The following is a 23819-nucleotide window of genomic DNA, read 5'->3' on the forward strand; positions in this document are numbered from 1 at the left end:
AACCTCGGGTTACAGGGTTTGCAGCAGGCCCGCGAGTTCGCGGTAGATACGCTGCTGGTTAAACTCGGTTTCCACTTTTTCACGGGCGCGGGTCAGCATCGGGCGCAGCGTCTGCTCGTCGATCCCGGCGAAGGCCTGCAGTTTTTCCGCCAGCGCCTGGGGGTCATTCTCCGGCACCAGCCAGCCCGATTTTTCGGCGTCGATAAGCTCAGGAATCCCGCTGTGCAGCGTGGAGACGACCGGAATACCCACCGCCATCGCCTCCATCAGCGCGACCGGAATGCCCTCCATGTCGCCATCAACGCCCGTGACGGACGGCAGCAGGAACAGATCGGCCTCGTCCAGCATCGCCTTAACTTCATGGCTCGGCTTAAAGCCCGGCATAAACACGCAATCTTCCAGTCCATATTGCTCAATCAGCGTATGCAGACGGCGCTCCCACGGCCCGGTGCCCAGGATGTTGTAACGAAAATCCACGCCGCGGCCTTTCAGCAGGCGACACGCTTCGATCGCCACATGCAGCCCTTTTTTCTCGGTCAGACGCGCCACCGAGATAATCTCAAGCGGCGTGCCCGGCTGCTTGAGCGGGCGCAGCGAGAATTTCTCCATGTCCACGCCCATGCGCGAGACGGCGATTTTCTCCTGCGGGCAGCCCATCGCTTTGAGGCGCTCAGCCCACAGCTCGCTAATCGGCAGCATCAGATCGCCGCGGCGAAACAGCTGCTGATACTCCGGCGTATAGCGCGTCAGTACCTCGCGGTGCGACACATCGATACCGTGGAACACGGTGGCGATTTTGCCGTCCAGCACGCCGAGTTCGCGCAGTTTCGCGGCGGTGACCCCCGCCGGGCCAAAGTGCGCGATAAACACGTCGGCTTTCAGCGTACCTGGCACGCGTCCACATATTGCAGAGAGAATAAGGTTACGCGCCTCATCGCCGTAGCGGCCCATATTGAGCGCCCGCCAGGTGCGGGCGTTAAACAACCCGCGCGCGGTATGCGTGGCGCGGTATTTCAGCTTGGCGGCCTTGCCTTCCGGCTCCTCCAGCAGAAAACGGGTTTTCTGCGCCAGGTTGTACTCGGTGTACGCGGCATGCGTGTTTTTCAGATCGCCCTTCTGCAGCGAGACGATCTCCACCTCATACCCCATATTGATAAAGCCGACTATCTGGTTCAGGACGAACGTTTCCGAGGCGACCGGGAATTTCAGCAGAAAGAAGCTGACTTTCATCGGGCCCCTCCCGCGCGCAGCAGCACGGATTTTACCATCTGCTGGCCCTTCTCACGCTCGGCGGCGACAGCCGCCGACAGGCGCTCGTTAATCACCGGCAGCTGGCCTAAGGTGTCCGCCACCATCGCCTGCAGCGAGCCGTCCAGCAGATGACGGATCTCAATCGCCATCTCCGGCAGGCCGAGCTGCTGCATAATGCCCGCCGACTTGTGCTCGTAGTTAATCGCGATGGCAGGCGTGCCGAAGTTCATCGAGATAATCGCCGAATGCAGACGAGTCCCGACGGTCAGCTCGCACGCGCCGAGAATTTTGCCCATTTCGAGGTCGTTCAGCTCATCCATCACCACGTGGAAGCGCGACGGGTCTTTCACTAATTTGCTGAGGTTGAGCGCCACCATGCGGTCATCTTTGTTATAGCTGTCGATGCCGGTACAGGTGGAGAGCGCCAGCACCTGGTAGCCTTCGTCGATGATGCGGTTGACCACATTCGCGAACGCCTGCTCGTAGGCCTGCTGGGTCGTACCGAGACGTTTATCGAACGGCGCCAGCTCGCGTAGCGTGATCGCCACGGTTTTATCGCGCGCCGCCACGTCCAGCCAGTGCTGCACGGCGTAGCTCGGGACGAAATCGTCATGATGATGTTCGACAAGCCAGGCGGTATCAACGCCCAGTTCCACTTTCGAGGTGTCAATCTGGCCTTTTTTCATCAGATCCAGACTCACGGTTTCACGCAGGATCAGCGCGTCGCAGTGGCCGAAGACGTAGTTAGCCAGCTGATTAAACTGCGGCTCCTGGAACGGGCCGACGCTGTGGCCAACCATAAACAGCGGCTTTTTCGCCATAAAGGCGCACAACGCATGTTCAAACTGCGGGGTGCCGTAGAGATCGACAAAGAACGAGCCGCCGACCTGGATAATCGCGTCATAGCCGCCAAGCAGCCCCACGAAATCGGTGAAGCCCTGCGGCAGGGAGATATTGCGAAGCTTCCCGTTGCCGGTCACTTTGGCGAGCAGCACCTGGTGCTGATAGCGACGACGCAGCACTTTCTTCACGCGGCCCATGACGCCCGCGGCGTTGTTAAACTGCTTCATCTGTTTGTAGAGCGGGTCAGGCATGACCTCTCTGTCCAGCAGCCAGGCGGAACTCACCGGGTAGCGGCTCATTACGTCCACTTCCGCCGTCGGGTCCTGAAGCGTTATCGAATCAATCAAGCCGCGCAGGATGGCGCTGTCGCCACGGTTTCCGCAGGTGTGGTTGCCAAGAATGAGTAACTTCATGTTGACCTCTGAAATATACGCGCGCCCTCTTCGCGGCACTCCGGCCGCAGGGACTTGCGCATCAATAATTTTTAACGGGATCAGCCTGCACGGAGCAGCATTTTCATTTTATCGTTGCGGCAAAACTGACGTTTCAGTTCCACCACCAGCGCATTGCGCGACAGCACAATCGTCACGGCGAAAGCCAGCACGCCCGCCGCAATCTGCACCGCCAGCAGCGAGGCGAGCGGCAGATGCCCCTTCAGCGCCACGCCCAGCGCGAAGCTGACCACCAGAGTAGGCAACGAGAGCCAGAATGGCAGCAGAATGCTCTGGATATACTCGCGGTAGCTGGAGCCCAGCACCGGCTTAATCATGATGAAATAGCTCAGAATAGTGTTAATCACCTGCACCAGCAGGAAGCCCAGCGTCACGCCGAGCGCGCCGCCGAAATGCCCGCCCGCCACAATGGCCGGAATAAACAGGAAGGTTTTAAACACGTTGAATTTAAAGCTGATATCGACGCGCGCTTTCGCCATCAGCAGCGAGCCAATCGGGTTACCGATAGAGCGCAGCAGGCCGACGACGCACAGCAGTTGCAGAATCGGTACGATGCTCACCCACTTTTCGCCAAACACCAGCGGCACGAAGTTATTCGACACCACCATCAGCCCCAGCAGCGCCGGGAAGTTAATAATCCCGACCACCGACAGCAGCTTGTAAAAATTCACGCGCAGCTTTTCGGTATCGTCCTGAATTTTGGCGAACGCCGGGAACAGCACGCGGGTGATGATGGGGTTGAGTTTCATCGGCGGCACGACCGCCACGTTGTAGGCGAGGTTATAGCCGCCAGCCACCGCCGCGCCAAGAATACGCGCCAGCACCAGCGTTGAGAGGTTGGTGTTGATGTAGTTCACCAGACTGTCGGCGGTCAGCCACGCGCCGAACTTCAGGTTAGACGACACAGACGCCAGCGAGAAATGTAGGCCCGGCCGGTAAATCTTGCGCCCGAAGAAGCCAAACAGCAGGGTGCGCACCGCGGTGTTGACCAGATAACCGAGAATGGCGGTCATCGCCACCGGCCAGTACTGCGCGGACACCACCGTAAAGGTGAAGCCCGCCAGTACCGAGAAGGTTTCAATGGAGCCAATCTTGTTGAATTCAAGCTCTTTTTGCATCAGCGCGCGGAACTGCTGGCCGTGCGGGATAACCACAAAGGCGAAGGCCAGCGTCTTAATCAGCGGTGCCAGATCCGGGTTATGCAGCACGGCCGCAATCAGGTCGCTTAGCAGAAACACCACCGCGCAGACCACGATCCCGAGCCCGACGTTCAGCCAGTAGAGCGTCGTCAGTTCGAGATGGCTGATGGTTTTGCGCTGGATAATCGAGTTCGCAATCCCGAAATCGGAGAGCGTATCGGCCAGCGCGATAATCACCAGGCTGATGGTCAGCAGCCCGAACTGATGACCATCCATCAGCCGCGCCAGGATGGTCATCTGTACCAGCCCGAGGCTGATGATGATGACCGTCGAAATCGCGGACCACTTGGCGCCGCTAATGGTTTTGTCGCGAAGGCTCATGACCCACTACCCTTAATAAGCCGCTTTGTTAACAAAGCCTTTAAACACCGTCAGGAAAACGATTTTGATATCGAGCCATACGCTCCACTCGCGGATGTACTCCAGATCGAACTCGATGCGTTTTTCCATCTTCTCCAGGGTATCGGTCTCGCCGCGCCAGCCGTTGATCTGCGCCCAGCCGGTGATGCCCGGTTTGACTTTATGGCGCAGCATGTAGCCCTGAATCAGCGCGCGATACTGTTCGTTATGCGCCACCGCGTGCGGACGCGGGCCGACAATCGACATCTCGCCGGTGAGCACGTTGATAAACTGCGGCAGTTCATCAAGCGAGGTACGACGCAGGAAGTTGCCCACTTTGGTGACGCGCGGGTCGTTCTGGGTCGCCTGCTTCACCACCTTGTCGTTTTCCATCACGCGCATGGAGCGGAACTTCCACACCATAATTGGCTTGCCGTCCATACCGTAGCGGGTCTGGCGGAAGATAATCGGGCCCGGCGAGCTGAGCTTCACGGCGACCGCGATACAGCACAGCACCGGCGAAATCAGCAGCAGGATCATCGAGGCCAGAATGATATCTTCCACGCGCTTAAGGATGCGGTTGATGCCAGAGAGCGGCGTGTCATACAGCGGCACCACCGGCACGCCGTTCACGTCGTCCAGGCGCGAGTGCAGAATATTGAACGTAAACACGTCCGGGATCAGCATCACAGAGCAGGTGGTATCGGAGAGCCGGCGCACCAGCTTCTTCATCGCCGCCTCTTCGCTCATCGACATCGCGATATAGACGTTGTGGATCTTGCCCGCACGGGCGTCTTCCACCAGCTGCTCAAGGTTGCCGGCCCAGCCAGTCGGCACGCCGCCCGGCTCCGGGTCGTGGTAAATACCGACCACATCAAAGCCCAGCCAGGGCTCGTTGCGAAAACTCTCTGCCAGCTGCTGGCCCACCGGCTGCGCGCCCGCAATCGCCACGCGGCGGGTGTTGTAGCCACGATTACGCAGCCAGCCCGCGCCAAAGCGAATCGCCGAACGGCAAATCACCATGCCGGTGCCGGTCAGCAGATACCAGGCGAAATAGACGCGGAACGGGCTTTCGAAGTCGGGGTTAAACGCCATCAGACCGGCGCTGAACACCACGCTCATGGTCCAGTTCTGCAACAGCAGCAGCAGTTCGGTCGAGATTTTGACGCCGCGCCAGGAGCGATAGAAATCGGTGATCCCGCCAATCATCTGGAAGACAACGAGGGTGGTCAGGGCCATCAGAAGATGCATGTAGAAAAACGGCAGCTCATTGATCCTGCACACCACCCACAGTCCGACGAACATAATGGTTATGTCGGAGAATCGTTGCACCAGAGAGATTAACGATGCATTTGTCTTGGCTCGTTCGCGCTTTTTTAGATTTGTCATCGTCGTACCTTCAGGCGCCGTAAGGCGCAGTTAAGCGGCTGCCCGTCTCCCGGCTGGCCTGTGCCTGCGGAGGAAACGGGCGGCCGCGCCGTTTTACTGATTCAGCAGAGCCAGAATTTCTTCGGTTTTCGCCTGCATTAACGCGGTATCGCCGCGCGACTCCACGTTAAGACGCACCACCGGCTCGGTATTAGACGAGCGCAGGTTAAAGCGCCATTCGCCAAACGCCATGCTGATGCCGTCGGTGTGGTCGGTCTCGCTCGCCTGCGGCGCGTAGTGATCTTCCACACGCTTAATCGCCACGGCAGGCTCTGCCAGTTTGCTGTTGATTTCGCCGCTCGCCGGGAACGCCGCCATACGGTCGCGTACCAGCTCGCCCAGCGACTGGCCTTTCAGGCACAGCAGTTCGGTGACCAGCAGCCACGGGATCATGCCGCTGTCGCAGTAGGCGAAATCACGGAAGTAATGGTGCGCGCTCATCTCGCCGCCGTAGATGGCGTCTTCCTGGCGCATACGCTCTTTGATAAACGCGTGGCCGGTTTTCGACATCACCGGCACGCCGCCTGCGGCTTTCACCACGTCGACGGTGTTCCAGGACAGACGCGGATCGTGAATGATTTTCGCGCCTGGGTGTTTTTCGAGGAACGCTTCGGCCAGCAGGCCGACAATGTAGTAGCCCTCGATAAACTGCCCGGTCTCGTCAAACAGGAAGCAGCGGTCGAAATCGCCGTCAAACGCGATGCCCATGTCCGCGCCGTGCTCAATCACCGCGTTACGGGTGTCGTCGCGGCACTCCGGCAGCAGCGGGTTAGGAATACCGTTCGGGAAATTGCCGTCCGGGGTGTTATGAACTTTGATGAACTCAACCGGCACACCCTGCGAGTTAAAGCGCGCTTCGATAGCGTCCACGACCGGGCCCGCCGCGCCGTTGCCGGAGTTAATCACCAGTTTCAGCGGCTTGAGGTTGTTAACGTCGATATAGCCCAGCAGATGGTCGATATACGCGTCGCGCAGGTCGATTTTTTTGTAGCTGCCGCGCTTCGCCTCGTTCACCGGCGGGAAGTCATTCGCTTCCGCGAGACGCTGCACGTCGCGAAGGCCGGTATCGCCGCTGATGGGGCGCGCGCCTTCGCGCACCAGTTTCATGCCGTTGTAGTCCATCGGGTTGTGGCTCGCGGTCACTTCGATGCCGCCGTCCACGCCCAGATGGAAGGTCGCGAAGTAAATCTCTTCGGTGCCGGACAGGCCGATATCCAGCACGTCCACGCCCGCGTCCTGCAGGCCTTTCGCAAGCGAAAGCTTCAGGGATTCGCTGGTCAGGCGCACGTCGCCGCCCAGCACGATGGTTTTCGGTTTCAGGAACTCGCCATAGGCGCGGCCAATACGCCACGCGATATCGTCATTCAGTTCTTCGCCCAGACGCCCACGAATGTCGTAAGCTTTAAAACACGTTAACTTTTCCATTTTTATCTCTTGGGTTGTCTTTTTTGTCGGAAAAAATTCTGCAAGCTTCTGCCGCTGGTGTCGCGTCCCCGGTCGCGACTGGCGAGACCGGGGCGCAAACCGTGCCGCAGAATTACACCCGCCCGTAACGGTCAGCGAAGCGAATCACATCGTCTTCTTCCAGATACGTGCCGGAGCGCACTTCAATCAGATCCAGCGGGATCTTGCCGGGGTTTTCCAGGCAGTGGGTGGCGCCGAGCGGGATGTAGACCGACTCGTTCTCACCCACCAGTTTCACCTCGTCGTTAATCGTCACCTTCGCGGTGCCCGCCACGACTATCCAGTGTTCAGCGCGGTGATGATGCATCTGCAATGAGAGCCCTTCGCCCGGCTTGACGGTGATGCGTTTCACCTGATAGCGGTCGCCCTGATCGATGGAGTCATATTTGCCCCACGGACGGTACACTTCGCGGTGGATGTGATGCTCGTGACGGCCATCGGCTTTGATCTGCTCGACCACTTTTTTCACGTCCTGGACGTGGTTACGGTCGGCAATCAGCACCGCGTCTTTGGTCTGGACCACGACGAGATCTTTCACGCCAACGGTAGTGACCAGACCCGACTCGGCATAGACATAGCTGTTCTCGGTGTTGTGCGAAATCACGTCGCCGTGATGCACGTTGCCTTCCGGCGAGCGGCTGGAAATCTCCCATAGCGACGACCAGGAGCCGACATCGCTCCAGCCCGCGTCCATTGGCACCACCACCGCGTCGGCGGTTTTTTCCATCACCGCGTAGTCGATAGACTCTTCCGGGCACGCCAGGAAGGCTTCTTCATCGACGCGGATAAAGTCGAGATCCGGGTCAACCGCGTTCATGGCGTTTTCACAGGCGTCCAGAATATCCGGGCGGTATTTCGCGAGTTCTTCCAGGTAACGGCCGGCGCGGAACAGGAACATACCGCTGTTCCAGTAATATTCGCCGCTGTTGACGTAAGAACGGGCAGTTTCCAGATCCGGTTTTTCGACGAACTGCGCGACGCTGAAAGCGACGGCGTCTACCGCCACTTCCGGGTTGCACACTTCGCCGCGGCGGATGTAGCCGTAGCCGGTTTCCGGCAGGTTCGGCACGATGCCGAAGGTGACCAGTTTGCCGCTCTCGGCAAACGGCATCGCGGCGCGCACGGCGCTGCGAAACGCGTCTTCATCCTGAATCACATGGTCGGCGGCCAGCACCAGCATCAGCGGATCGGTGTCCGGGCTGTTGCGTTTCGCCGCCAGCGCCGCCAGCGCAATGGCAGGCGCAGTGTTGCGCCCGGCAGGCTCAAGAATGATGTTTTCGGTGAGCTTGTTCAGCTGGCGCAGCTGCTCGGCAACAATAAAGCGATGCTGTTCGTTACAGATAACCACCGGGCTTTCGCACTGCACGCCGTTTAAGCGGCAGACGGTGGTCTGAAGCATTGTCAGATCCCCTTTCAGGCAGAGGAACTGTTTTGGGTAAAGCACGCGGGAAAGCGGCCACAGACGGCTGCCGGAGCCCCCTGCCATAATTACCGGAAAGAGTTTTGACTGACTCATGGCTTAACCCCGAATATCAGCGATAAATTGGCTTAACACGTTCTCTTTTTCGAGCGTGCGTTCGGCATATTCACGTGCCACCGTGTTGTCTTTGGGCAGCGCCAACGCGCTTTCGATCCCCTGCGCCAGCGCGTCGACCGATTCCGGCTCCACGCAGACGGCGATGCCAGGCTCGGCGATACAGAGCTGTCCGAGCTCGGTGTCGTGCTCAGCGGTGATCACCGCATTGCCGCCCACCGCCAGAATGTTAGTGAGCTTGGACGGCAGAACCGCGTCCGCCGCGCCGCGCTTCTGGATAACCAGATGGCAATCCGCCATCTTGAGCAGCGCCGGAAGGGCTTCATAAGGCTGTAGCGGGAAGAACCGGACGTTGGTCAGTCCGCGCTCCGCGACCATCTTCTCAAGACGCGCCTTGCCGCCGCCCTGGCCGACAATGGCGAAAATCCACGGCTGGTCGGTAAAGCGGGCCGCCACCTCAATGGCGTTTTCCAGGCCCTGTTTCTCCCCGATGTTGCCGGAATAAAGGATGATTTTTTTATCCGCCGGCAGGCCCAGCTCGCGGCGCAGCGCGTCAACCTCTTCGGTTTTCACATCACGGAACCGCGCCACTTCTGACCAGTTCGGGAAGAAAATCACGCGCTCCGGGGGAACCCCTTTTTCTTTGGCTTTGTTCATCATCGAGCGCGAAATAGTCGAAACGTTATCGACGTTATGCAGACCACTGCGCTCAAAACGGCTGGCGAGACGGGCGATTTTGCCCCCCTTGCCGCGGCCCGCCATGCCAAGACCGAGCATGGCGTCCACTTCGTAATCCTGAATGTGCAACACGGTTTTCGCGCCGGAGAGCTTCGCCAGCAGGCGCATGCCCGGCGTGCAGAACAGCGTCGGCACCACGCCGATGATGCGATCCGGCTTCCAGCGACGCTGGGCCAGCAGCGGGAAGAATGAACTCGCCGCGAAGCTGCCGAGATGGATCAGGCGTTTTAACGTAGAAGGTTGTTTCGGGACATAAAGCGGGCAGCGCCACACCGTGGCGGCGCCCTGCTCTTTGCGCCAGCGCCAGGAGGAGTAGTTCTCCCCCACTTTCCAGGCCGGGTAGTAAGGCGGTGCGGTAATGACCCGCACCTCATGGCCCTGACGGGCCATCCATTCCACCATCTCGCCGGTGTACTTACCGATACCGGTCAGCTCCGGCGAGTAGTTGATGCCGTAGACCAGGATTTTCATAAGCCTGGTACTCCGGCAAAACGTTCAGCCATAAAGTAGGCGCGGCTGTTGTCGTGCACATCTTCACTGGCCACAATCGAGGCGGGCGACTGCCAGCGGTAAGCTTCGTGCTGCTCTTTGGGCAGGTTGAGTTCATCCGCTTTCACACGCAGCCGGAAGCCCAGCACGATGTAGTGGGTCGTGAAGTCGGTCCCGGAGAAGTTGTCGTCATAGAAGTGCTGCCAGACGCCGTAAAACTCTCCCTCCGGCATCGAAAAGCGTTTGCCAAGCTCCGCCTGCGTCAAACGTTCAAACGCCTGCGCCAGCGGCTCATCTTTCTGAACCCGACCGCCCGGCACGAACCAGAAGCCCTGCGCCGGACGATTGGTGCGATGACCGAGCAGGAACTCCCCCTGCTCGTTCTCGACAATCAGATCGATGGAGATAAGCGGCGTGGAGCGCACCACGGTGGCAAAATCTTCCTGACTTAAAAACATCCTTACCCCCGGAAACGATGCTGGTTTTCAAGGAACCACTGGTAAGTGCTGGCAAGGCCCGCCTCCAGTGAAATCTCGTGATACCAGCCCAGTGAGTGCAGACGATTGACGTCGAGCAGCTTGCGCGGCGTACCGTCCGGTTTTGAGGCGTCAAACACCACGCGGCCTTTGTAGCCCACCACTTTAGCGATGGTCTGCGCCAGCTCGCGGATGGTGCAGTCAACGCCGGTGCCCACGTTAATGTGCGACAGCATCGGCTCGGTGTTCTCCTGCCACACTTCGCGGTCGAGCTCCATCACGTGAATGCTGGCGGCCGCCATGTCATCCACATGCAGGAATTCGCGCATCGGCGTACCGCTGCCCCACACCACCACGTCCGCGGCGTTTTCCTGGGTCGCTTCGTGGAAGCGACGCAGCAGGGCCGGGATAACGTGCGAGTTGCTCGGGTGGAAGTTGTCATGCGGACCATACAGGTTGGTCGGCATCACCGAGCGGTAGTCGCGGTTATGCTGGCGGTTGTATGACTCGCACAGCTTGATGCCTGCGATTTTGGCGATGGCGTACGGCTCGTTCGTCGGCTCCAGCGTCCCTTGCAACAGTTCGCTTTCCGCAATGGGCTGGTTAGCCAGTTTCGGGTAGATGCACGACGATCCGAGGAACAACAGCTTGTTCACGTTGTGCAGATGCGCCGCGTGAATGATGTTGCTCTCAATCATCATATTTTCGTAGATGAAGTCCGCCGGATAGGTGTTGTTAGCGACAATGCCGCCCACCTTCGCCGCCGCCAGGTAAACCTGGTCGAGCGCGGCATCCGCGAAGAACGCGTTGACCGCCGCGCTGTCCAGCAGGTTCAGCTCGTCACGCCCTTTGAGCACCAGCTCGACATCGTCGCGCTGCTCAAGCTGGCGAACGATGGCCGACCCCACCATCCCACGGTGGCCGGCCACAAAAATACGTTGCTTTTTCATGCTCAGGACTCCAGCGCGATGGCAACCTCGTAGCCGTGAGATTTCAGCAGCGAGTGTTTCTTCGCGGCTTCGAGATCTTTCGCGACCATTTCAGAGACCATTTCCTGCAGGGTGATTTCCGGTTTCCAGCCCAGTTTTTCGTGTGCTTTGGTCGGGTCGCCCAGCAGGGTTTCCACTTCAGCAGGACGGAAGTAGCGCGGGTCAACCTGCACGATAACGTCGCCCGGTTTCACGCCCGGCGCGTCGTGACCCGTCACGGAAACCACGATGCCTTTCTCTTCGACGCCTTTGCCTTCAAAGCGCAGTTTGATACCCAGCTGCGCGGCCGCCATTTCAACGAACTGACGCACGGAGTACTGCACGCCGGTCGCGATAACGAAATCTTCCGGCTGTTCCTGCTGCAGCATCATCCACTGCATTTTCACGTAGTCTTTGGCATGGCCCCAGTCACGCAGGGAGTCCATGTTGCCGAGGTGCAGGCAAGATTCCAGACCCTGGGCGATGTTGGCGATAGCGCGGGTGATTTTGCGGGTCACGAAGGTTTCGCCGCGACGCGGAGATTCGTGGTTGAACAGAATGCCGTTGCACGCGTACATGCCGTAGGATTCACGGTAGTTAACGGTGATCCAGTAAGCGTACAGTTTCGCGACCGCATACGGAGAACGCGGATAGAACGGGGTGGTTTCTTTCTGCGGGATTTCCTGCACCAGACCGTACAGCTCAGAGGTGGACGCCTGGTAGAAACGGGTTTTCTTCTCAAGACCCAGGAAGCGAATCGCTTCCAGCAGGCGCAGGGTGCCCATGGCGTCTACGTCCGCGGTGTATTCCGGGGATTCGAAGGAGACCGCTACATGGCTCATCGCGCCCAGGTTGTACACTTCGTCCGGCTGCACTTCCTGCAGGATACGGGTCAGGTTGGAGGTATCGGTCAGGTCACCATAGTGCAGGTGGAATTTCGGGTTGCTGCTGTGCGGATCCTGATAGATATGGTCAACGCGCTCGGTATTGAAAGAAGACGCGCGGCGTTTGATACCGTGGACTTCATACCCTTTCTCAAGCAGAAACTCAGCCAGATAGGAGCCATCTTGTCCGGTTACGCCGGTAATGAGAGCAACTTTACTCATAATTTGTTTTTCCTCTGTTTAAATCGGACTTTGCCTGGCTCACCAGGCCGTTTATTAATTCAGGGACCAGTGTCCTGCTCCCCTTTCCCAAACCCTCTCGGCTTGAGAGGGGAAATCTGTTGCGGCGTAAAGGGTTATTCCCCCTCTACCCGGTCGCGTACGATCTGCGCCGGATTGCCGCGGCAAATCTTGTTGGCCGGTAGCGTCTTAAACACGCTGCTGCGCGCGCCGACCACCGTGCCTGCGCCGATGGTCACGCCCGGTGCGACAAACACATCCGTCGCAAGCCAGGCCTTCTCGCCAATCACAATCGGCGCGGCGGTAATATCAAAATGCTTGCTCATGTAGTCGTGGCTGCCGGTGCACAGGTAGCATTTCTGCGACACCACGGCGTTGGCACCGATGGTGATATCCCCGAGCGTGTACAGCACCGCGTCATCCCCAACCCAGGCGTAATCGCCGATGGTTAATTTCCACGGGTAGGTAATTTGCACCGAAGGGCGAATCACCACGCCTTTGCCAATTCGCGCGCCGAATAACCGTAATAAGAACGCGCGCCAGCGATATAATATTTGCGGCGACCAGGCAAACAGCGTTGCCTGAACCGCCCACCACAACTGAACCTTAATAGGGTGCCCGCCCCGGAAACCTTTCGGCACCGAGAATCCGCTTAAATCCTGCATATGCTTTCCTTATGGCAAGGCTTTATGCTTTGTTATACAGCGCCTTAGCTTTTCCGGTCGTACGCAAGCGTAATAAATAAGAAAGTTCTGTTAATAACCCGGGAATACGTAATATATCGCGCTGGACTTTTTTAGCGTCCCGGCATAATTCCAGATTATTCGAGGTTGACACGCCGCCCATTGAGAATTCTGACACCAGCCCTTTCAGCTTTTTAAAGCCGTAGCCGGATTTATACATTTTGGCGGTTAACGCGTAATCGGATGAGACTTTATATTGCAGATCGTAGGGGTACTTTTTAAGCCCGGAAACCGGGAAGAAAATGGCCTGATGGCTGGCCGGCAGGCTGTGATAAATATACCAGCCGCTTTTCGCGCTGCGGCGCACTTTATTGCCGTCGCCGAAATCAAGCAGCGCGTCGCCAATATACATCGCTTCTTCACCGGCAGGCGCAGCGGCCAGCTGGCGCGCTACATCGGCTACGTTCGGATGAAATACGTCGCCGGAATTCAGAAAAATCGCAAAGCGACCGTTGGCCATAGCGATGCCTTTATTCATCGCATCATATATGCCGTTGTCTTTTTCGCTGACGTAACGCAGGTTGTACTGACCGTCGAGATCGTGCAGGAACTGCGCGGTGCCGTCGTTGGAGGCACCGTCCACCACAATCCATTCAAACTCAATCTCGGGCGCCTGCGCCAGGTGGGCCAGGGACTGCCAGGTCTTCACCACCCCTTCGTAATTGCGCCAGGCGACAGTAATTACACTTAAAAGCATCCGGGCCTACCTCATCAGGAATCTGTAATGTTTAACGCTTTACGCAGAATAAACGGACAAACAATTAAGAACGCATATTCCGGGCTAAAAATCGAACCGGTAAAAAACAGGGATACAGGTGTAAATAACCACAGCTGTACACGAAAATTCTGATTATTACCAAAAGCGTTAATCATCATTTTCCCGACCCTGAACAAATACCAGCCGGTCAGTAACACTGCAAACCATGAGAAATAAATGATTAGCAGGTAGAGCCCATTGTCTATTGTTTTCCCGACGTCCGCACCGTTAAAAATTCCGAATGATGCGACATATTCGTAAAGCGAACCAAAACGCACTACACCATCGATATTCGTCAGCGAATATCCCACCATGACCAACGGGCCGATGATGCGATAATAGGATGACGAACCCTCTGTGCCTAAATCACCGATACGCTCCGCGATATACGGGAAGGCGAACACCACGCCCACGATAAAGACAGCCAGGGAAACAATTGCCAGCGGCAACTTTTTACGAATCGCGTTTTTATTAAGATACTGAAACGCCCACTCAAGCAAATAAAACAGGATAAATGTCATCACGCCCGAAAACGAACCCGATAAGACTATCCCTAAAAGAATCATACCATCGGTTTTTGGGGTTTTGATACCAAACTGTTTGATGCTGAGCCAAATTGAGATTAACGCCAGAGCGAAGAACGCCGGCTCGAAATACATCGCCGTGGTGCGCTTGCCGCCAAACTTAATGAAATTGAGTACATAGCTGTTGCTGTAGATGAGGAGCTTCGAGATGTTCTCCATCAGACTACTGCCGCCGGTGAGGATAATCTGGGCCATCTCCAGCGCCGCCAGCGTGACAATAAAGCCCACCACCAGGTAAAACAGCCGCAGGATTTTGCGGTAGTTACGCGGCGAAATCGTCTTGAAGCGGATGCTCCAGGTCATCCCAATAATGATGACCGTGTAGAGAAACAGCATCGTCGAGGTGACATATTTACTGGCGTCGAGCGACTTACCGAACAGATAGTTGAAAAGCGTCAGACCGGCGCCAAGTCCCAGGGCGATCATCAGCTTTTTCAGGTTTATCTTGTCCACGAACAGCAGCAGCAGCACCGGCAAGAACGTCACAATCGTAATCGGAAAACTCTCGCCGAGCTGCGCCAGTTTCACGTTCACCACCAGATAGATGAACGGCAGCAGCAGATAGCTACAGATTCTGATAGAACGAGACATATTCCTCCAGCATCTGTTGGCCGCTGTACGCTTCCCGGCTGCGCGCCCGGAAGGCCTCAAGCGTGGTGCCGAAGACGGCTTCGGCGATCTGCGCTTTACCGCGCTGCGCAAGCCGCAACGCCTCGTCTTCATCGACCGTTTTACCGCCCGATTTATGCAGCACTTCCTGCGCCGCCTCGCTGTGGGTGGCGATAACCGGCACGCCAATCGAGAGCGCTTCGCACAGGATCAGCGGGTAGTTGTCGACGCGCGAGGTAAACAGCAGTGCGTCCATCTGGTTCAGCTCGTTCATCAGCTTGCGCTTATCGGTGAGGAAGCCGTGGTTCACCACGTTCGCGCCCTCAAACGGCGAGAACTTGCCGAAGGTATGTACTTCGACTTTATCGCCGAGCGCCACCAGGTCACGCACCAGGCGCTGATTGGTTTTACCGTCGTAGCGTAAATCGTGCGCCACGACCGCGATTTTCGGCGCGCCGGTGCCCGGCGCCATCAGCGGGAGTTCGGCGAGAATGGCTTCTGTCGCCACGTCGATACCGTTATTGATAATTTTGCAGCGCCCCGCCCCGTAGAGGCTGTTGAAGGCGTCCGCCACGTGCTGGCTTGGCGAAATAAAATGGCAGCCGAGCGCCAGCATGTCGCGAAAGCGCTGACGCTTGCTGTCCACCAGGCTTCGTGCGCGGTCAACTTTGACCGGCGGATAGTTGTCCAGCGTCGGGCATTTCTGGCAGCCGGTTTTCCAGCCGTCGCAGCCGTCAAGAAACGCGCAGCGGCCCGTCACGCTCCAGTGGTCATGCAGCGTCCAGACGAAATTCACATCGCGCTTATGCGCTTTGAGCTTCTGGCAGAATGCCACCACCTTATCGAGATTCAGCCAGTAGCTGTGCAGGACATGAAAATGCAGCACTACCGGCTCGTCGGTCCGCGTGACGCGGCGATAGAGCCCGTCAAGGGAGCCAAACAGATCCTGGTTTACGAAGCGAAACAGCGCGATATTGGCAATGGAGGTGAGTCGCGGCGTATGTTTTTCCACTTCCGGGAAATTATCATGACTGACGCTTTTTTTACCGCCCTTGCCGTAACCGTAAATAAAACGAGAACGCATCCCTTGTTGCAGGGCGCGCTGGTGAAGATCCAGCGCCACGCCTGCCGCGCCGCCTTCTGCGAGGCGGACATTAAATTGTAAAATATTCATTTAATTACCTTCACCCGCGCTTTTTCGCCCACCACCAGCGCGTTGTCCGGCACGCTGTCCAGCACCACGCTGCCCGCGCCGACGGTCACGTTATTGCCGATGGTGATATCGCCAATCATCACCACATTCGCGCCCAGCTCCACGCCATTGCCGATAACCGGGCAGGCGAGATTGTCCGCGCCGCGGTTGCCGATGGTGACGCCGTGGCGAATGGTGAAATCATCGCCCGCCACCACGTTTTTATTGATAACGACGGCATAACCGTGGTGGATGGTGAAGCGGCGGCCAATAGTGGCGGCAGCCTGGATTTCATAGCCGAAGAAGCATTCGGTAAAAAAGCGGTAGAGCAGCAGCACCGGCGCCGCCCACAGGTTGTTCAGTACGTTTTTTTTGCGCCACACCGAGCAGAAGTGCGCGATGCGATAGGCGACCACCATGCAGCAGGGGCGCAGGTTCCATGAGTTGGCGCGCAGATCCTCAAGCAGCATTATTTCCCCCGCAGGCTGTCGGCAAGACGTTTGGTATTACGAACCGAGAGCAGCGTCAGCAACGTGCGCAAGTTCATGCGTTTATTACGGATCTGATAGAGCGTAAAGAGCTGATACTTTTTGCTTGCGCGGTCGAATTTATCTTTATGTTTGCGGTAGAAGTGGAAATAACCGGCAAACTTTTTCGCGGATTTGGTTATCTGCATTTCGCCGTGATTGATATGCAGGATCTGCGTCGCGTCTTCCACTTTCCACGGCTCGCCGTAGGTCACCACCATACGCAGGAACATGTCGTAGTCCTGGGCGGCGGCCAGCTCGTTATCAAACAGCGACTCTTTAAACCGCCAGGCCCAGGTAAATACCTGGTTGCCGACGATGTTGCGCTTGTAAAAGAGCTTCAGCGACCATGGCGATTTCGGATACAGCGGCAGGCTGCTGGGCTGCGAGTAAACCTGGCCTTCGCACAGATAGTCGTTGGCATAGAGAAACGCGTGATGATTGAGCTTATCTTTATGCGCGAGGAAGACCGACAGACGGTTCGGCATCCACTCATCGTCATCGTCGATGCCGGTGATGAAATCGCCCTTCGCCTGCAAAATGGCCTGGTTGCGCACCGCGCACGCGCCGGAGTTGAAATCGTTGCGCGTGTAGCTGACGCGCGGATCGTTAAGCGCCAGAACGAAGTTTTGCAGCTGTTCCCAGTTGCTGGAGCAGTCATCGACAATGATGAGCTCCCAGTTGTCATAGTCCTGGCGCAGCACGGAGTTGATAGCCCGGATAGCCAGTTGCTGGCGATTCCACGTCGGCATGTATACAGAAACTAATGGGCGCGCTGTGCTGGTCATTGTGGTGTCTCCGAATGCTAAATGGAAAGTGATGCACGTTGCCGCAAGGGCGCAGCCGCAGTGGGCTGTGCCGTATTCATTGCCCTCGCCCCGCCCTCTCCCGTTCTGACTAAGAAGAAATGACGCATGCCGTTGAGGTGGCTTCCCCTCCCGCAGGACGCGGGAGGGCAGGGTGAGGGGTAACGCTGCTACTTATGATCCGATTTGTATTCGTACTCGTAGTAGCCGTAGTCCTGATAGCCCGTCGCGCGACGGAAAATAGAGTTGAGGATAACGCCCTTCACCTGGATGCCGTTCTGCTCAAAGCGGCTCAGGCTGGTCTGCACCTCTTTAAGCGTGTTGACCGCGTAGCGCGCCACCATCAGCGTGGTGCCAGCGTGACGCCCCACCACGGCGGCATCGGTCACCGCGAGAATCGGCGGCGTATCGATAAGCACCATGTCGTAGTTGGCGCTCGCCCACTTCACCAGCTCCGCGAAGCGTTCGCTCATCAGCAGCTCTGACGGGTTCGGCGGCACCTGACCGCGCGGCACCAGGTCGAAGCCCGGCACAGAGGTCTTCTGCGCGCAGCGGCTGATGTCGCCCTGCCCTGCCAGCACGTCGGAAAGACCGTTAACGTTAGTCGTGCCCAGCAGCTCGTGGGTGTAGCCCTTACGCATATCGCAGTCGATCAGCAGCACGCGCTTGTGGGTCTGGCTGATGACCGCCGCCAGGTTGGCGCAGACAAACGTTTTACCGATAGACGGGCTCACGCCGGTCAGCATCAGCACGTTGTTCGGCGCCTGCATCATGGCGAAGTGCAGGCTGGTGCGCAGGCTGCGGATAGACTCGATGGCGAGATCCGTCGGGTTGCCCACGGCCAGCAACTGGCTCTGTTTGAAACGTTTGACGCCTTTGACGGTCTTCACGCTGTCGCGCGACTTCTGCCACTCGGAGAGCGGGATGCTCGCATAGACGTTGATACCGGCTTCTTCCAGCGCCATCGGGCTTTCGATACCGCGGTTAAACAGCGAGCGCAGCAGCACAATCACGATAGAGAGCAGCAGGCCGAGAATAATGCTGCCCAGCACGATCAGCGCTTTCTTCGGCTTCACCACGCCCGGCTGGGTAATTGCCGGGTCGACGATGCGCACATCGCCCACGGTGCTCGCCTCGGTGATTTTCAGCTCCTGCTGTTTGTTCAGCAGTTGCATGTAAACCTGCTGGCCAGACTCCACGTCGCGGGTCAGACGCACGATCTCCTGCTGGGTTTTCGGCATCGCGGTAACGCGTTTGTTGAGCTTGGCTTTCTCATCTTCCAGCGCCTGGCGTTTTTCCAGCAGCGTGCGGTACGCCGGGTGCGCTTTGGTGTAGAGCTTGGAGATTTCCGCCTCTTTAAAGGTCAGCTCGTTAAGCTGGGCATCGATGTTGACCATCGAATCCAGCACCGCTTTGGCCTCCAGCGGCAGGTCTACGGAGTCCTGCTGTTGACGGTAGGCGTTGAGTTTGTTCTCCGCGACATCCAGATGCGAGCGCACTTCCGGGAGCTGTTTGGCGAGGAACGCCAGGCTCTTGGCCGCTTCTTCCGATTTACGCTCGATGTTCTGCTCAAGATAGTTGCGGGTGATGCTGTTAAGGATATCGCGGATCTGATCGCGATCTTCACCCATATAGGTGAGGCTCAACACGCCGGTGTCTTTCCCGGTCTCGGTCACCGTCAGGTTGTTTTGCAGCTGGTTAATCATGCCGAGCGTCGAGTATTTCGTGACGGTAAATTCGCTGCCCTCCTGGGCGTGAATCTCCGCGACCGTCATTTTGACGCCATCTTTGCTGAGCGGTTTGCCCACTTCACCACGGGCGCTAAAGCCGCCGCTGCTGGTGAGCTGATACTGTTTCGGGCCGAGAACCGCGACGGTGAACTCATCCTGCGCCATGCCTTGCGGCTGGTCGAAGCTGGTCACTTTGATGGTCTCGTTAGCGCGACCCATCAGCCGCTCCCAGCCGGAGCCGAACAGCGGGAAGGTCTTTTTCTCAACGGCGATGTCGAGATCCAGATCGTCCACGGTTTTGCCGAGCACCAGACGGGACTGGATCAGCTGAATCTCCGCATCGGACGCCGGCGGCTTGTTCTGCAGCGCCGTGCTGATGTCCTGCACCAGCGAGTTGCCCTGATTCTGCTCAATTTGTACCAGCGCGTCGGCGCTGTAGATGGGGGTAGCGAACATCACATAGATAAGCGCGCCCAGCGCGAACAGCGCCGTAATGCCAAGCACCCACCAGCGTGCTTCCACCACGGTGCCGACAAGGCGTCCAATATCTATCTCGTCGCCGCCCTCCACCGGGGCGGCAGAATGTCTCACTTTATCAGTCATCGTTATCCCTGCTGCGTTTTCAGTGCCTGCGCCCACTGGCGGGCAGAGTGATCCAGAAGTGCGTAAACCGCCTCAAAGGCGTCCCGGCTCTTACGATACGGGTCGGGAATATCGCGCTGGTCGTCCCAGTGACCAAACAGCATCACTTTGCCGCGCATCTCCGGCGCCATCTCGCAAATCGAGGCGACATGACGCTTTTCCATTGCGAGGATTAAATCGTAATCGCGGCACATCGCGCTGGTTATCTGGCGGGCCTCATGGCCCTCCAGAGAGAGGTCGTGCGCGGCCGCCACGCTGACCGCGCTGGCATCAGCCCCCTTCCCCACCAGCGCGCCGAGCCCGGCGGACGCTACCGTCACTTCCGGCAGGTAGCGTTTAAGCAATCGCTCCGCGGTCGGGGAACGACAGATGTTCCCCACGCAAACCACAAGAATTTTGTTAAACATACGCATTACCAGTTGTGAACGTCGCTTGCCGTATCCGTCATATAACGGACGCCACTGATGGTCGGCAGCAACTGGTTGATAAGACGGTTCCAGCGCGCCACCGGTGCGGTGGTGACATAGACCACGTCATACGGCTGCAGACGGAACTCCGTCGCCATAATGAGCGAAGTCGCATCAGACATATCAAGCTGGTAAATGTTGGCAATCTTGCCGCCGCGCTGTTTATCGTCACGCAGAGGACGGATAACGAAGATGCCGCTGGCGTTAGACGTCGTCAGATCGATGCCTTCGGCCTGGCCGAGCGCTTCGGTCAGCGTCATACCGCTGAAGTCCATTTTGAGCGTGCTCTGTTTCTTCACTTCGCCCATGACAAAGACTTTCAGGTCGTCGTTGCGCGGAACGAATAAGATGTCGCCCGGATAGAGCAGATGGTTCTGGCTCAGGTCGCCGTTTTGCATCAGCGCCTGCAGGGAGATGCGGCGCTCCTGCCCGTTATGGGTCAGCACCACGTTGCGCCAGTCGGCGGCGTCCGTCAGACCGCCTGCGGCGTTGATCGCGTCAAGTACGGTCAGCGGCACGTTGGTAATAGCCTGCTGGCCTGATTTCGCCACCTGGCCTGAGACATACGCTTTCTGCGAACGGAATGCGGCGATATTAACGTCCACCTGCGGGTCAGCGATGTACTGCGCTAAACGGCCGGTAATATCGCTGCGAATTTCAGCGAGCGTTTTGCCGGTCACATGGACCTTGCCAATGTAGGGATAGAACATGGTGCCGTCTGGCTGCACCCAGTTGCCGGTATCGCTGGAGCTGCGGTACTGACCCGCAGGCGTAGTGAGCTCCGGGTGATCCCAGACGGTGACGTTCAGCACGTCGCCTGGCCCTACGCGATACTGATAGCTGGCAATCTCCTGGTCGAGAGACATATTAGGCTGAGCGACATTCGGACGAGGACGTAATTGTTCTACCAGTCGTGGCGTCAGCGGATATACGTTCACCATCCGGTCTAGATCAAAGTCTGCATCCTGTTGCTTGATCACGTCCTTTCCCATCGTAGACATATTGCTGCCGGGAAAAACAGTGCAACCGCTCATCAAGGTTACAGACACCAATAAAGGCATCAATTTCAGTCTGGATTTCATCATTGAATTTTTATCACTTTGGCAGAGTAATTATTCTGACCCTTTAAAATAAGCCACCGTACCGCTTGTTCCTGCATCAAGAATGCGGCGTCAGGCGCCAGAATATAACTGGAATCATTCCTAAAAGTCGCTTATTTACCCATATACTATTGACAGAATAATTGAGGCTAATTGACAGACTTCAGGCACGCTACCGCCCTTGGCTTTCAGTTACCAATCTACTGCAAAAACAGACGGTTATATTGACACACCCCTGTGAAGCCTCTTCCAATTGGATTTATCTTATTGAAAGAGACGGTTCATTACGCTGGCGCACCGCTCATCCATTACGCACAAAGAAAAAATCTTGTGTGCCGGTGGGAATAAGAAATGCTGAATGGATTGTTGCAGCTAAAGTTTTGGCAGGCAAGTTAACGCACCGTTGCAAGGCTGTTTTTAAGAATAATATGAACAGCGCATTTTATTGCTTTTAGGATTTTCTTCATGTTGACAGGCAGGCGGGAATAAACTACCCGAAGAATCTAATTAAGATATATCTGGGTAAAAGTATTATTTCATTCTTTTTCATTATGACCAGAATATGGCATCTGGCTACTTATTAGCATTAATTTGCCATTTTTGGTTAAATTCCCGCCACTGCTCATCGTTAAGATTATTCTGCCTCGCATTGCAATTTAAGGGCGATTTATCCAGGATCATCAGACTGCTATTTATCTTAAAAGGTAACTGACCTCATATGGAATGGATTGCCGACCCCTCTATCTGGGCAGGTCTGGCCACGCTTATCGTGCTGGAGCTGGTTCTCGGAATCGATAACCTGGTGTTTATCGCCATCCTTGCTGAAAAATTGCCCCCCGCCCAGCGCGACCGCGCGCGCGTCACCGGGCTGATACTGGCGATGGTGATGCGCCTCGGCCTCCTCGCCTCGGTCTCCTGGCTGGTGACGCTCACCACGCCACTGCTGACTATCAAAAGTTTCAGCTTCAGCGCGCGCGATTTAATCATGCTGCTCGGCGGGCTTTTCCTGCTGTTTAAAGCGACCGTCGAGCTTAACGAACGGCTCGAAGGCAAAGACACGGCCAACCCGACACAGCGTCGCGGCGCGAAATTCTGGGCGGTGGTGGCGCAAATCGTCATCCTCGATGCGGTGTTCTCGCTCGACTCGGTGATCACCGCCGTGGGCATGGTGGATCACCTGGCGGTGATGATGGCCGCGGTAATTATCGCCGTGTCGCTGATGCTACTGGCGAGCAAGGCGCTGACGCGCTTTGTGAACAATCACCCGACGATTGTTATTCTCTGCCTGAGCTTCCTGTTGATGATTGGCTTTAGCCTTATCGCCGACGGCTTCGGCTTTCATATTCCGAAAGGCTATCTCTACGCGGCGATTGGCTTTTCTATTATTATCGAGGCGCTTAACCAGCTCGCGATTTTCAACCGCCGCCGTTTTCTCTCCACCGCTAACCAGACGCTGCGCCAGCGCACCACCGAAGCCGTGATGCGCCTTATCAGCGGTAAGAAAGAAGATGCCGATCTCGATCCGCAGACCGCCTCGCTGCTTGCCGACTACGATAACCATCCGCTGTTTAATCTCCAGGAGCAGCTGATGATTGAGCGCGTGCTGAACCTCAATCAGCGCAGCGTCAGCAGCATCATGACCTCGCGTCACGATGTCGAACATATCGATATCAACGCCCCGGAAGAACAGGTGCGCGCCCTGCTGGAGCGCAATCAACACACCCGCGTGGTGGTGCGCAGCGAAGAGGACGACGATGACGACCTGCTCGGCGTAGTGCATATCATCGACCTGCTGCAACAGTCGCTGCGCGGCGAGCCGCTCGATCTGCGCGTGCTGGTGCGCCAGCCGCTGGTCTTCCCGGAAGGGCTGCCGCTGTTAAAAGCGCTGGAGCAGTTTCGCAACGCCCGTACCCACTTCGCGTTTGTGGTGGATGAGTTTGGCTCGGTGGAGGGCGTGGTGACGCTGAGCGATGTGATGGAAACCATCGCCGGCAACCTGCCCAATGAAGTGGAAGAGATTGACGCGCGCCACGACATTCAGAAAAACGCCGACGGCAGCTGGACCGCCAACGGCCATATGCCGCTGGAAGATTTAATTCAGTATGTGCCGCTGCCGCTGGATGAGAAGCGCGAATACCACACGCTCGCCGGGCTGATGATGGAGTATTTACAGCGCATTCCGGGGGTCGGCGAAACGCTCAACGTCGGGCACTATCAGTTGAAAACCCTCAAGGTGGAGCATCACCGGATTCAGAAGGTGCAGATTATCGCTGAGACCGTACCTGATGACGTGATGCCAGAAGACGTATAAGCCCATAAAAAAGCGGCCGCCAGGGCCGCTTTTCCAGACGCCGACA

20 protein-coding genes are annotated in these 23819 nt (G+C 57.2%); 1 reads left to right on the plus strand and 19 read right to left on the minus strand.

Features of this window, described 5'->3' with window-relative positions; all coding sequences use genetic code 11:
* Positions 1-9: 9 nt before the first annotated feature.
* From wcaL to AFK67_RS13285, 19 genes are all read right to left on the minus strand, one after another.
* Positions 10-1230 carry a colanic acid biosynthesis glycosyltransferase WcaL gene (gene wcaL, locus AFK67_RS13195; protein ID WP_007728984.1) on the minus strand — a complete coding sequence of 407 codons (1221 nt, stop codon included), beginning with the start codon at positions 1228-1230 and terminating at the stop codon, positions 10-12.
* On the minus strand, positions 1227-2507 hold the full coding sequence (wcaK, locus tag AFK67_RS13200; protein ID WP_007728986.1) for a colanic acid biosynthesis pyruvyl transferase WcaK: 1281 nt from the start codon (positions 2505-2507) through the stop codon (positions 1227-1229). The genes wcaL and wcaK overlap by 4 nt, the downstream gene beginning before the upstream one ends.
* A gap of 80 nt (positions 2508-2587) precedes the next feature.
* The gene (locus AFK67_RS13205) at positions 2588-4066 is read right to left on the minus strand and encodes an MOP flippase family protein (protein ID WP_007728988.1); all 1479 of its coding nucleotides are present in this window, start codon (positions 4064-4066) and stop codon (positions 2588-2590) included.
* A 12-nt stretch (positions 4067-4078) separates the two neighbouring features.
* Positions 4079-5473: an undecaprenyl-phosphate glucose phosphotransferase gene (gene wcaJ, locus AFK67_RS13210; protein ID WP_032967539.1), complete on the minus strand. Its 1395-nt coding sequence runs from the start codon at positions 5471-5473 to the stop codon at positions 4079-4081.
* A gap of 93 nt (positions 5474-5566) precedes the next feature.
* A complete protein-coding gene (gene cpsG, locus AFK67_RS13215; RefSeq protein ID WP_032967540.1) occupies positions 5567-6937 on the minus strand; it encodes a colanic acid biosynthesis phosphomannomutase CpsG in 1371 nt (456 codons plus the stop codon).
* A gap of 112 nt (positions 6938-7049) precedes the next feature.
* Positions 7050-8492 (minus strand): mannose-1-phosphate guanyltransferase, encoded by a 1443-nt coding sequence (cpsB, locus tag AFK67_RS13220; RefSeq protein ID WP_007731936.1) that lies wholly within the window; start codon positions 8490-8492, stop codon positions 7050-7052.
* A 3-nt stretch (positions 8493-8495) separates the two neighbouring features.
* A complete protein-coding gene (gene wcaI, locus AFK67_RS13225; protein ID WP_007731938.1) occupies positions 8496-9719 on the minus strand; it encodes a colanic acid biosynthesis fucosyltransferase WcaI in 1224 nt (407 codons plus the stop codon).
* The gene (locus tag AFK67_RS13230; RefSeq protein WP_007731940.1) at positions 9716-10195 is read right to left on the minus strand and encodes a GDP-mannose mannosyl hydrolase; all 480 of its coding nucleotides are present in this window, start codon (positions 10193-10195) and stop codon (positions 9716-9718) included. Before AFK67_RS13230 ends, wcaI begins: the two co-directional genes overlap by 4 nt.
* A 2-nt stretch (positions 10196-10197) precedes the next feature.
* Positions 10198-11163: a GDP-L-fucose synthase gene (gene fcl / locus AFK67_RS13235; RefSeq protein ID WP_007731943.1), complete on the minus strand. Its 966-nt coding sequence runs from the start codon at positions 11161-11163 to the stop codon at positions 10198-10200.
* Positions 11164-11165: 2 nt separating this feature from the next.
* Entirely contained in the window at positions 11166-12287 is a 1122-nt protein-coding gene (gmd, locus tag AFK67_RS13240) for a GDP-mannose 4,6-dehydratase (protein ID WP_004386768.1), read from the minus strand.
* A gap of 134 nt (positions 12288-12421) precedes the next feature.
* The gene (gene wcaF / locus AFK67_RS13245; protein ID WP_007731945.1) at positions 12422-12970 is read right to left on the minus strand and encodes a colanic acid biosynthesis acetyltransferase WcaF; all 549 of its coding nucleotides are present in this window, start codon (positions 12968-12970) and stop codon (positions 12422-12424) included.
* A 22-nt stretch (positions 12971-12992) separates the two neighbouring features.
* Positions 12993-13745 carry a colanic acid biosynthesis glycosyltransferase WcaE gene (gene wcaE / locus AFK67_RS13250; RefSeq protein WP_007731946.1) on the minus strand — a complete coding sequence of 251 codons (753 nt, stop codon included), beginning with the start codon at positions 13743-13745 and terminating at the stop codon, positions 12993-12995.
* Positions 13746-13759: 14 nt separating this feature from the next.
* The gene (gene wcaD, locus AFK67_RS13255; RefSeq protein WP_007750202.1) at positions 13760-14980 is read right to left on the minus strand and encodes a colanic acid polymerase WcaD; all 1221 of its coding nucleotides are present in this window, start codon (positions 14978-14980) and stop codon (positions 13760-13762) included.
* Complete coding sequence (gene wcaC / locus AFK67_RS13260) at positions 14955-16172, minus strand: colanic acid biosynthesis glycosyltransferase WcaC (protein ID WP_038883257.1); 1218 nt, start codon at positions 16170-16172, stop codon at positions 14955-14957. Before wcaC ends, wcaD begins: the two co-directional genes overlap by 26 nt.
* Positions 16169-16657 (minus strand): colanic acid biosynthesis acetyltransferase WcaB, encoded by a 489-nt coding sequence (wcaB, locus tag AFK67_RS13265; RefSeq protein ID WP_085958847.1) that lies wholly within the window; start codon positions 16655-16657, stop codon positions 16169-16171. The genes wcaC and wcaB overlap by 4 nt, the downstream gene beginning before the upstream one ends.
* 2 nt (positions 16658-16659) lie before the next feature.
* Positions 16660-17505, minus strand: a complete 846-nt coding sequence (wcaA, locus tag AFK67_RS13270; protein WP_032967631.1) for a colanic acid biosynthesis glycosyltransferase WcaA — start codon at positions 17503-17505, stop codon at positions 16660-16662.
* Between the two features lie 188 nt (positions 17506-17693).
* On the minus strand, positions 17694-19856 hold the full coding sequence (gene wzc / locus AFK67_RS13275; RefSeq protein WP_007731958.1) for a tyrosine-protein kinase Wzc: 2163 nt from the start codon (positions 19854-19856) through the stop codon (positions 17694-17696).
* Between the two features lie 2 nt (positions 19857-19858).
* Positions 19859-20302 carry a low molecular weight protein-tyrosine-phosphatase Wzb gene (gene wzb / locus AFK67_RS13280; protein ID WP_032967632.1) on the minus strand — a complete coding sequence of 148 codons (444 nt, stop codon included), beginning with the start codon at positions 20300-20302 and terminating at the stop codon, positions 19859-19861.
* A gap of 5 nt (positions 20303-20307) precedes the next feature.
* A complete protein-coding gene (locus AFK67_RS13285; RefSeq protein WP_038883256.1) occupies positions 20308-21447 on the minus strand; it encodes a polysaccharide export protein in 1140 nt (379 codons plus the stop codon).
* 733 nt (positions 21448-22180) lie between these two features.
* Between AFK67_RS13285 and AFK67_RS13290 the strand changes: the two genes are divergently transcribed.
* Complete coding sequence (locus tag AFK67_RS13290; protein ID WP_007731967.1) at positions 22181-23773, plus strand: TerC family protein; 1593 nt, start codon at positions 22181-22183, stop codon at positions 23771-23773.
* Positions 23774-23819 lie beyond the last annotated feature (46 nt).

This window comes from Cronobacter dublinensis subsp. dublinensis LMG 23823, assembly GCF_001277235.1.
Taxonomy (GTDB): Bacteria; Pseudomonadota; Gammaproteobacteria; order Enterobacterales; family Enterobacteriaceae; genus Cronobacter; species Cronobacter dublinensis.